The organism is Acidiferrobacteraceae bacterium (genome assembly GCA_037388825.1).
In the GTDB taxonomy this organism is placed as follows: domain Bacteria; phylum Pseudomonadota; class Gammaproteobacteria; order Acidiferrobacterales; family JAJDNE01; genus JARRJV01.
Window position 1 is genome coordinate 80,667 of record JARRJV010000025.1, and the last position, 10,225, is coordinate 90,891.

The following is a 10,225-nucleotide window of genomic DNA, read 5'->3' on the forward strand; positions in this document are numbered from 1 at the left end:
GTGCGCCGTTCCTGAAATCCGGGTGATTTCATGCGCGTTCGCGTCAAGATCTGCGGAATTACGCGTCTCGAAGACGCGCTCGCGGCGGTACAATACGGGGCAGACGCCATCGGTTTTGTGTTCGATTCCGGCAGCCCCAGGTTCATCGACGGGGAAAAAGCTGCCGATATCGCCGGCGCCCTGCCACCGTTCGTGACGAAGACCGGTTTGTTTGTAGACGCCGACGCGGGATTCGTCCATCGCATGCTCGAACAGGTCCCTCTGGACTTGCTGCAGTTTCACGGCGAGGAAGAATCCGGGTATTGCGGCCGGTTTCGGCGACCCTATATCAAGTCTGTGGCCATGAATGCGGATGTGGACCTTGCGGCCGTGGCGACCGTCTATTCCGATGCGTCGGCCCTGTTGCTTGATGCATCAGTCCCCGGCATCCCCGGTGGCACGGGCGAGCGGTTCGACTGGAGCCTCGTACCCGCCGATGCCAGTGCACCCATCATACTGGCCGGCGGTTTGACTCCGGAGAACGTGGGCGAGGCGATCGCCAGCGTGCGTCCCTATGCGGTCGATGTCAGTAGCGGCGTGGAGCGGGAAAAGGGAATCAAGGATGCGGCACGCATCGAGGCATTCATGCAAGAGATAGGTCGTTTGTCATGAGCAAGGCACTTCCGGATGAACGCGGTCACTTTGGCGTCTATGGCGGCATGTTCGTCGCCGAGACGCTGATGCAGCCCTTGGCGGAACTTCGTGCCGCCTACGAGAAAAATCGTGCTGATCCTGAGTTTCTCGGCGACCTGGAGCGAGACCTGAGTCTGTTCGTGGGCAGGCCGTCGCCGCTGTATCCCGCCGAGCGCTGGAGCGAGACGCTGGGCGGAGCCAGAATCTACCTCAAGCGTGAAGACCTGAACCACACCGGTGCGCACAAGATCAACAACACGGTGGGCCAGGCACTGCTGGCCAGGCGCATGGGCAAAACGCGCGTGATCGCCGAAACCGGGGCCGGGCAGCACGGCGTGGCCACGGCAACCGTGGCCGCCCGTTTCGGCCTGAAGTGTGTGGTCTATATGGGCAGCGAGGACATCAAGCGTCAGGCGATCAACGTCTACCGCATGCGGCTTCTGGGTGCGGAGGTGGTGCCGGTGACGTCCGGTTCCAGGACCCTCAAGGACGCGATGAACGAAGCCATGCGTGACTGGGTGACTCATGTGGACGATACCTTTTATATAATCGGCACCGTCGCCGGGCCTCATCCCTATCCGGTTATGGTGCGCGATTTCCAGACTGTGATCGGCCGCGAGGCGCGTGAGCAGATCCTGGCCGCCGAGGGCCGTCTGCCCGATGCCCTGGTGGCCTGTGTCGGTGGCGGTTCCAATGCCATCGGGCTGTTCTATCCTTTTCTGGAAGACAAATCGGTTCGCCTGATTGGTGTCGAGGCGGCCGGCGAGGGGATCGCAACGGGCCACCATGCGGCACCCCTGTGCGCGGGGAGGCCCGGAGTGCTGCACGGGAATCGTACCTATCTTATGGAAACCGACGACGGACAAATCATCGAGACCCATTCCATTTCCGCCGGACTGGATTATCCCGGCGTCGGTCCGGAGCATGCCTGGCTCAAGGATTCCGGGCGAGCGGAGTACGTATCCATCGAGGACGACGAGGCGCTGGCGGCATTCCACGAGCTGACGCGTACCGAGGGCATCATGCCGGCGCTGGAATCCAGTCATGCCCTGGCCCACGCAAGCAAGATCGCCCCGGAACTCGGTCGCGACGCGATCATTATCGTCAATTTGTCCGGGCGCGGGGACAAGGATGTGCACACCGTGGCCGAACGCGAAGGGATCCGCTTCTGATGTCTCGCCTGGAAAAACGCTTTTCCGAACTGCGGCGGGATGGTCGCACCGCGCTGATTCCGTTTGTCACGGCCGGTGATCCCGAGCCCTCGATCACGGTACCGCTGATGCATGCCCTGGTCTCGGCAGGTGCCGACGTGCTTGAGCTCGGTGTACCCTTTTCTGATCCCATGGCCGAGGGCCCGGCCATCCAGCACGCCTGCGAGCGTGCTCTGGTCCATGATGTCAGTCTGCACAATGTCATCGACATGGTCCGCGAATTCCGTCAGCAGGACGGCGACACGCCCGTGGTCCTGATGGGGTATCTGAATCCGGTGGAAGTTATGGGATGTGAGGCGTTCGCCAGTGCCGCGGCCGATGCCGGGGTCGACGGTGTAATCACCGTGGACCTGCCGCCGGAAGAGGCCGGCGACTACGTGGCCGCGTTTCGCAAGAGCGGGCTGGACCCGATCTTCCTGCTTGCACCCACCAGCACCGAGGAGCGTGTCCGCAAGGTCGCGGACGTGGCCAGCGGATTCATCTATTATGTATCCCTGCGAGGCGTAACCGGCGCCGCCCATATCGATACCGACGAAGTGAAATCCAGGCTGGACGTGATCAGAAAACACACTGCACTCCCGATTGGAGTCGGATTTGGCATCAAGAGTCCGGACATTGCCGCGCGTGTGGCGACGGTTGCCGATGCCGTTGTGGTCGGCAGCGCGCTGGTGAGCCGGATCGGGGAATTGGCGGATCAACCCGATGCCATCCTCAAGGACGTGCCGGCCTTTCTCGCCAGTCTGCGTGAGGCCGTCGACACGGCGGAGGCGGCCGCGTGAGTTGGTTCGACAAACTTTTGCCGCCCAAGATCAAAAGCCGCGGTACCAAGAAATCCATTCCCGAAGGGTTGTGGAAGAAATGCCCTTCGTGCTCGGCCGTGCTCTATTGCGTCGAGATCGAGAACAACATGGATGTCTGCCCCAAGTGCAACCATCACATGCGCATCGGCGCACGTCGTCGCCTGGATCTCTTTCTCGATCCGGAGCCGAGGAGGGAAATCGGCGAGGCCCTGCGGCCGCTGGATGTGCTGAAATTCAAGGACAGCCGGAAGTACAAGGACCGGCTCTCTGACGCGGAGAAGAATACCGGAGAACATGACGCTCTCGTAGTGATGGAAGGCGCCGTCAAGGGCGTACCACTGGTGGCGGGTGCGTTTGAATTCGCGTTCATGGGCGGGTCCATGGGTTCGGTAGTCGGAGAACGATTCGTCCGTGCCGTCGATACGGCCCTGCAGCGGGAGATTCCGCTCGTCTGTTTCGCCGCAAGCGGCGGGGCACGCATGCAGGAGGCACTGTTGTCCCTGATGCAGATGTCCAAGACCTCCGCCGCACTGACACGCCTCGGCGCCGCCGGCATCCCGTTTGTATCGGTGCTGACCGATCCCACCATGGGTGGCGTATCTGCCAGCTTCGCCATGCTTGGCGATGTGATCGTCGCCGAACCCGGTGCGCTGATCGGATTTGCCGGCCCGCGGGTCATCGAACAGACCGTACGTGAGACCCTGCCGGAGGGATTTCAGCGGTCGGAATTTCTGCTCGAACACGGCGCCATCGACATGATCGTGGATCGGCGTGAGATCCGCGACCGCCTCGCCAGCCTGTTGCCCATCCTGATGACCGATCGGGTCAGCGCGGTGAAATCGACTCCGCCACCCGTTCCTCCTTCCCCCGAACCCCCGGTTGACGAACAACCCTGAGCGCGACCACTCTCGCTGACTGGCTCGAGCGCATCGAGCGGCTGCATCCCCGAGAGATCGAGCTCGGACTGGATCGCGCGCGTGAAGTGTGGCGGCGACATCACGACGATTTGCTTCCATTTCCCGTGATTGTGGTTGCGGGTACCAACGGCAAGGGTTCGGTTGCAGCGATGCTGGAGGCCATCTACCGCGCTGCCGGCTACCGGACTGCGTGCTACACCTCGCCGCACCTGGTGCGCTACAACGAACGCGTGCGCATCAACGGGCAGGAATGTACGGACGAACAGTTGTGCCAGGCTTTTGAGCGGGTGGAACGTAGCCGGGGAGACACACCGCTGACCTATTTCGAATTTGGCACCCTGGCGGCGCTCCATCTTTTTGTCGACGCGGCCGTCGACGTTGCCATTCTTGAGGTCGGACTCGGGGGTCGCCTGGACGTGGTGAATATCTTCGATGCCGATGTGGCGATCGTTACCACCATCGGCGTGGACCATTCCGACTGGCTGGGTCCGGATCGCGAGAGCATCGGGCGGGAGAAGGCCGGTATCTTTCGCGCAGGTCGGGCGGCGATCTGTGGCGATCCCGAACCGCCGCGATCCGTCGGCGAGGAGGCCGGGCGCATTGGCGCACGCTATCTGCGTTTGCGCCACGACTTCGATTATGTGTGCGAAGGGAATGGCTGTACCTGGCGCGGCCCCGGGAAACAGCGCTCGGCTCTGCCGCGTCCCGTGCTCCCGGGACCGCACCAGTTGCGGAATGCCGCCTGTGCGCTAATGGCGGTGGCCGAGCTGGCCCCGCACCTGCCGGTGGATCAGGCGGCCGTGCGCAGCGGCCTGCTTGCGGTTCGTTTGCCGGGACGCCTGCAGATACTCCCGGGCAAGCCGCAGGTGACACTCGATGTCGCTCACAATCCCCAGGCCGTAGCCGTGCTGGCCGACCAGCTCGGTGCGCAGGCTTGTCCTGGCCACACCCATGCGGTCATCGGCATGATGGGCGACAAGGACATCGCAGGGTGTCTGCGCCCAATGGCGCCACGGGTGGATCACTGGTACCTGGCAACGCTTGCGCCACCACGTGGGGCGGCAGCCGAACAACTGCGTGAGGAGCTCGAACGAATTGCACCCGGAGCGGCTGCAAGCACGTTTGATACGGTGCTTGAGGCATTTCAGTCTGCTCGCTCGTCTGCATCGGCCGACGACCGAATCGTCGTGTTTGGTTCTTTCGAGACCGTGGGTGCTATAATGCGCCATTCCTCAGGATCGTAGGAAATGGCAGTTTCTCAACGCGACACAGCCGAGTTCGAACCGCGTCGGCGCATCATTGGCGCCATCATACTCGTCACCCTTGCTTTCGTAGTTTTCTCCCTGGTATTGCAGGACAAGCCTGTGGAACCGGGTACCGCGAAACCGGAGCAGGAGCCCGACACACAAGTTGTTGTTGCACCGGTTCCGAGTCCTTCGGCAACAGCGTCCCGACCCGCAGCCTCGCCCGACTCTCCGGCGACGACGGAGCCAACTGCAGTTACCCCGACAAAACCGGTCCCGCCGCCGGCGCCAACGGCAAGCGTGCCGAAGCCGGAGCCGAAACCCGCTACACAACCGAAGACCGAAGCCGCCAAGCCGGCACCGGCGCCGGTGGCGACCGGGAACTGGCTCGTGCAGGTAGGCACCTTCTCCGAGCCGGAGAATGCGCGGCGTCTTGGTGAGAAGCTCAAGGGGATCCATTATCCGGTGAGGCTGAAGGTAGTGACCCTGGACAAGGGCAGGGCGGTCCGGGTTCAGGCCGGACCCTTCGCGACCAAAGCCAGCGCCGTTGCGGCCAGGGATGATATTGAAAAACGCCTCGGCTTGCGGGGTGTCATACGTGTGCGCAAGTAGCCCCCGCCCACGGCGTCCGTAGAATTCGCACCGGGGTTCGCCAGGTTCCGTAGCCCATGAACTTACTCGACTGGATCCTTGCCGTGGTCTTCATGGTATTCGTGGCGCTGGGATTTCGCCGGGGGTTCCTCAAGGAGATCCTGTCCCTGGCAGCTTGGCTGGTCGCCGCCGTGGTGGCCTGGCTGTTCGCCGCCGATGTGGGGCCGCTATTCTCGGTCTGGCTCCGGGACCCGGCGGCCCGGACCGGAGCGGGGTTCGTCGCTACATTCGTGGTTGTCTTCCTGATTATGACTGGGCTCGGGATCTTTTTGCGGCGCTGGCTGTTGGTACGACCATGGACCCGTTTCGTGAACTACCTGCTGGGAGGATTTACGGGAGCGGGGCGGGGGCTTCTCGTTCTGGTCGTTTTCACCCTGCTGGCGGGGCTGACCTCCGCGCCGCGCCAGCCGTGGTGGCGGGAATCCCTGTTTATGCCCACACTTCAGGAAGTGGCTCTGGAGGCCGGGGGCTATCTGCCGCGGGATGTCTTGCGGTATATCAGTTATAATTGAATTCTTTCAGACCCGTCCCCATCTGGGGAGTCTGTTGCGACGAGGGCGGTAATCATGTGCGGCATTGTCGGTATCCTGGCCAAGGGTCCGGTAAACCAATCCATCTACGATGCGCTTACGGTACTTCAGCATCGCGGCCAGGATGCAGCCGGGATTCTGACCAGTGACGGCCAGCGCGTCTATCTGCGCAAGGAAAACGGACTGGTCCGGGACGTCTTTACCGCGCAGCACATGTTCAATCTCACGGGTAACATGGGTCTGGGGCATGTGCGCTACCCCACCGCCGGTTGTGATTCCGCTGCCGAGGCCCAGCCCTTTTACGTCAATTCCCCCTTCGGGATCGCCCTCGGCCATAACGGGAACCTGACAAATGCCGATGAGTTGCGCGAAGAGATCTTTCGCGAGGATCTGCGGCATGTGAATACGGATTCCGACTCGGAGATTCTCCTGAATGTCCTGGCCCATGAGCTTCACGCCCTGGGCAAGATGCGTCTGTCCCCGGAAGATATCTTCCGTGCCGTGGCCGCGGTCCACCGGCGCGCGCGCGGTGCCTATGCGGTAACCGCCCTGATCGTCGGTTTTGGCCTCCTGGCCTTCCGCGATCCGTATGGAATCCGTCCCCTGGTCTATGGGCGGCGCGAGACCGATACCGGGCCCGAGCACATGGTCGCTTCTGAAAGTGTCGCTTTGGACACGCTGGGCTACGATCTGGTTCGCGATGTCGAGCCAGGCGAAGCCGTCTATATCGATCTTCAGGGTCACGTGCATACGAGCCAGTGCGCGACCGATGCCCGCCATGTCCCGTGCCTGTTCGAGTACGTATACATGGCGCGCCCGGATTCGATGATCGACGGCATAGCGGTGCACAAGACCCGTTTGCGCATGGGCGAGAAACTGGCGCAAAAGATCGCGCGCGAGTGGGGTGAGAGGGAGATCGATGTCGTGATCCCGATTCCCGACACGAGTCGCACCTCGGCCTTGCAGATGGCCTATGAACTGGATATCAAGTACCGGGAAGGATTCATCAAGAATCGCTACATCGGGCGAACCTTTATCATGCCCGGTCAGGCGCAGCGCAAGAAGTCCGTGCGCCAGAAGCTCAATCCCATCGATCTCGAGTTTCGGGGCAAGAACGTGCTGTTGGTGGACGACTCCATCGTTCGTGGTACTACCTCCAAGCAGATCATACAGATGGCGCGCGAGGCCGGTGCCCGCAAGGTGTACTTCGCTTCGGCGGCGCCCCCGGTGCGCTATCCCAATGTATACGGAATTGATATGCCTTCCGTAACCGAACTGGTCGCCGCCGGTCGTACGGATCAGGAGATTGCCGCCGAGATTGGAGCGGATGCCCTGATCTACCAGGACCTGGAGGATCTGATCCAGGCAGCCCATGAAGGCAATCCGGCAATCAGCGAGTTCGATGCCTCCTGCTTCAACGGAGAATACGTAACCGGTGATGTGCACCAGGATTATCTGGACCGGATCGAGCAGCGGCGCAACGACTCGGCGAAGAGCAGCCGCGCGAGCAACGAACTGGTATTTACCGAGCCCCATACCAACTCCGGCCGAACCTCGCCGCATTGACACCGCCGGTGTCCTTCGATAGGGTTTGTCCTGTCGCGCCGATTTGAGCTCAGCTTGCGGGCGCGTTAAAAATGCAGCTAAAGAGAGGAGTAAGAACCCGCTTTGGCTGTCCGTGGCGGGTTTTTTTGTGCCCGCCGTTCGTGACCCAAATCCTGTAGAGGAGTTGCCAGATGGCTGACACCGAATCCAACAAGCCTGGCTTTGCCACCCGGGCCATTCGCGCCGGGCAGGTGCGGACACCGGAGGGCGAACAGAGCGAACCGATCTATTCAACCTCGAGCTATGTGTTCGAAAGCGCGGCGCAGGCGGCAGCGCGATTTTCCGGCGCCGAACCGGGGAACATCTATTCGCGCTTCACCAATCCCACGGTGCGAACCTTCGAGCAACGCCTTGCTTCGCTGGAGGGAGGCGAGCGCTGCGTGGCCACGAGTTCGGGAATGGTGGCGATTCTTTCAACCTGCCTCGCCCTGCTGAAGGGCGGAGACCATATCGTGTCTTCCCGTGGTGTATTCGGGTCGACCACCTTGCTGTTCCAGAATTATCTCGGAAAGTTGGGTATTGAGACGTCGGGTGTTCCCCTGACCGATCTGGATGCATGGCGGGCGGCGATCCGACCCGAGACCCGAATTCTGTTCCTGGAGACTCCGTCCAATCCCCTTACGGAAGTAGCCGACCTTCGGGCGTTGGCCGAACTTGCCCATGCGCACGGCTGTCTTCTGGTGGTCGACAACACCTTGTGCACGGCCGCGTTGCAGCGGCCACTGGAGCTCGGCGCCGATATTTCAATTGTTTCCAGCACCAAGTACATCGATGGCCAGGGCAGGTTTATTGGCGGCGCGGTGATCGGCAGCGACGAACTCGTTGGCAAGGATGTGTACGGTTTCCTTCGTACCTGTGGTCCTGCCATGAGCCCGGTGACGGCGTGGGCCCATCTTAAGGGGCTGGAGACCCTGCCGCTGCGGATGAAAGGCCACTGCGCCAATGCCCAGGCCCTGGCCGAGTGGCTGCAGGCCCAGGAATTGGTAGAGCAGGTGTACTACCCGGGGCTTTCGGCACACCCGCAACACGATCTGGCTGCGCGACAGCAGGACGGTTTCGGTGGCTTGCTGTCGTTTGAGATTCGCGGCGGGCAGACGCAGGCGTGGCAATTCATCGATGCCCTGCGGTTGATTTCCATCACGGCGAACCTGGGGGATACCCGGACCATGGTTACCCATCCGGCAACCACGACCCACGGACGCATCAGCCCCGAGGCGCGGGTCGAAGCGGGCATTCGCGATAATCTGGTTCGGCTTGCCGTGGGCCTGGAAGAGTTGGGCGATATCCAGCGTGATCTGCAACGTGGATTCGATGCCGTCACTTGACGACCTGCGCGCGAACGTCCGCGCAATCTTCGACCGGGCCACAGACGCGGTAAACGGTGAACGCGCTGTATACCGGGCGTTGCGGGAAGAGGCGCCGGCGGGCCCGGTCGCACTGCTGGCTGTCGGCAAGGCGGCGGGGAGCATGAGCCGCGGGGCGATTCACGCCCTCGGGGAACGAATCGATCGTGCTTTGGTAATCACCAAGCACGGCTATCAGGAAAAGTTGCCCTGGCCGGTGCTCGTGGCCGGACACCCGGTGCCGGATGAAGGGAGCATCGCCGCGGGCAAGGCGGTCGGTCAGCTGGTCGCCGATCTTCCCCAGGGCCACAGCGTGCTGGTGCTGTTGTCCGGCGGCACATCAAGTCTCATGGAATGGCTGCCGGAAGGGGTGACGCTGCGGCAGCTGCAGGACCTGTACCAATTGTTGCTCGGCGCGGGGCTGGAAATCGCCGCCATGAACGCGATCCGCTCGCGGGTGTCCAGACTGAAGGGAGGACGACTGGCGCTCCTGCTTGCGCCACGCCCCGTACATTGCCTGGCCATTTCCGACGTCCCCGGCGATGATCCGGCGCTAATCGGTTCCGGACCCCTGACTGCAAGCAGTGATGCGCTCGCACTGCCCGAGGTGCCGGATTCCCTGCGCAGTCTTTTTGATCGGGCACCCGCGAGTCCGGCGGCAAGCGATCCGGCATTTCGTGCGGTAAATTACAGGATAGTCGCCGGAATCGGGGGCGCCGTGGCGGCAGCGGCGGAAGCGGCGCGGGCCTTGGGGTATGATGCCGACCCGGCGCCGGAGTTGCTGGGCGGGGATGCCATCGAAGCGGGCGAGCGCCTGGCGAAGGAATTGCTCGAACGCCCGCCAGGCTGCGTCCGTATTCATGGGGGTGAAACCACCCTCGTCCTTCCTTCATCGCCGGGGCAGGGCGGACGCAACCAGAGCCTGGCCCTTTCGGCAGCGCGGGTGCTGGATGGTGCACGCGACTGTGTATTGCTGGCGGCAGGAACCGACGGCACGGACGGTCCCGGGACGGACGCGGGCGCCCTGGTCGATGGAGATACCGTTCGGCGCGGCCGGGAGGCCGGGTTGAATGCGAAGGATGCATTGCAGCGGGCCGACGCGGGTCGATTCCTGGAGGCAAGCGGCGATCTTGTTCGTACGGGTCCCACCGGGAATCGACCCGCGTCGGCCCGCTGCAATGCATCCTTCGCATTCAACCCGGCCTCCCGGCCGCGCCGAACGGTATCTCCATCGACCAGGGCGCCCGCGTCC

10 protein-coding genes and 1 riboswitch are annotated in these 10,225 nt (G+C 62.7%); all 10 genes read left to right on the forward strand.

What is annotated here, in order from left to right; translation table 11 throughout:
• Positions 1-30: 30 nt before the first annotated feature.
• Positions 31-651, forward strand: a complete 621-nt coding sequence (locus tag P8X48_06735) for a phosphoribosylanthranilate isomerase (protein MEJ2107012.1) — start codon at positions 31-33, stop codon at positions 649-651.
• Positions 648-1,844 carry a tryptophan synthase subunit beta gene (trpB, locus tag P8X48_06740; protein ID MEJ2107013.1) on the forward strand — a complete coding sequence of 399 codons (1,197 nt, stop codon included), beginning with the start codon at positions 648-650 and terminating at the stop codon, positions 1,842-1,844. Before P8X48_06735 ends, trpB begins: the two co-directional genes overlap by 4 nt.
• Positions 1,844-2,662 carry a tryptophan synthase subunit alpha gene (gene trpA / locus P8X48_06745; GenBank protein ID MEJ2107014.1) on the forward strand — a complete coding sequence of 273 codons (819 nt, stop codon included), beginning with the start codon at positions 1,844-1,846 and terminating at the stop codon, positions 2,660-2,662. Before trpB ends, trpA begins: the two co-directional genes overlap by 1 nt.
• Positions 2,659-3,579: an acetyl-CoA carboxylase, carboxyltransferase subunit beta gene (gene accD / locus P8X48_06750; GenBank protein MEJ2107015.1), complete on the forward strand. Its 921-nt coding sequence runs from the start codon at positions 2,659-2,661 to the stop codon at positions 3,577-3,579. Before trpA ends, accD begins: the two co-directional genes overlap by 4 nt.
• Entirely contained in the window at positions 3,576-4,844 is a 1,269-nt protein-coding gene (gene folC / locus P8X48_06755) for a bifunctional tetrahydrofolate synthase/dihydrofolate synthase (protein ID MEJ2107016.1), read from the forward strand. The genes accD and folC overlap by 4 nt, the downstream gene beginning before the upstream one ends.
• 3 nt (positions 4,845-4,847) lie before the next feature.
• Positions 4,848-5,456 carry an SPOR domain-containing protein gene (locus P8X48_06760; GenBank protein MEJ2107017.1) on the forward strand — a complete coding sequence of 203 codons (609 nt, stop codon included), beginning with the start codon at positions 4,848-4,850 and terminating at the stop codon, positions 5,454-5,456.
• 56 nt (positions 5,457-5,512) lie between these two features.
• Positions 5,513-6,007, forward strand: coding sequence for a CvpA family protein (locus P8X48_06765; GenBank protein MEJ2107018.1), 495 nt, complete (start codon positions 5,513-5,515; stop codon positions 6,005-6,007).
• 54 nt (positions 6,008-6,061) lie between these two features.
• Positions 6,062-7,591, forward strand: a complete 1,530-nt coding sequence (purF, locus tag P8X48_06770) for an amidophosphoribosyltransferase (GenBank protein ID MEJ2107019.1) — start codon at positions 6,062-6,064, stop codon at positions 7,589-7,591.
• Between the two features lie 25 nt (positions 7,592-7,616).
• Positions 7,617-7,693: riboswitch (SAM riboswitch) on the forward strand.
• Positions 7,694-7,761: 68 nt separating this feature from the next.
• Positions 7,762-8,955, forward strand: a complete 1,194-nt coding sequence (locus P8X48_06775) for an O-succinylhomoserine sulfhydrylase (GenBank protein MEJ2107020.1) — start codon at positions 7,762-7,764, stop codon at positions 8,953-8,955.
• Positions 8,942-10,225: DUF4147 domain-containing protein (locus P8X48_06780; GenBank protein MEJ2107021.1), on the forward strand; the 1,284-nt coding region annotated here is incomplete at its 3' end. The genes P8X48_06775 and P8X48_06780, both read left to right, overlap by 14 nt.

Excerpts from the sequence above, each read along its gene's own strand:
- P8X48_06765 (MEJ2107018.1), top strand. The coding sequence starts at position 5,513 with ATGAACTTACTCGACTGGATCCTTGCCGTGGTCTTCATGGTATTCGTG.
- P8X48_06735 (MEJ2107012.1), top strand. The coding sequence starts at position 31 with ATGCGCGTTCGCGTCAAGATCTGCGGAATTACGCGTCTCGAAGACGCG.
- trpB (MEJ2107013.1), top strand. The coding sequence starts at position 648 with ATGAGCAAGGCACTTCCGGATGAACGCGGTCACTTTGGCGTCTATGGC.
- purF (MEJ2107019.1), top strand. The coding sequence starts at position 6,062 with ATGTGCGGCATTGTCGGTATCCTGGCCAAGGGTCCGGTAAACCAATCC.
- P8X48_06760 (MEJ2107017.1), top strand. The coding sequence starts at position 4,848 with ATGGCAGTTTCTCAACGCGACACAGCCGAGTTCGAACCGCGTCGGCGC.
- trpA (MEJ2107014.1), top strand. The coding sequence starts at position 1,844 with ATGTCTCGCCTGGAAAAACGCTTTTCCGAACTGCGGCGGGATGGTCGC.
- P8X48_06775 (MEJ2107020.1), top strand. The coding sequence starts at position 7,762 with ATGGCTGACACCGAATCCAACAAGCCTGGCTTTGCCACCCGGGCCATT.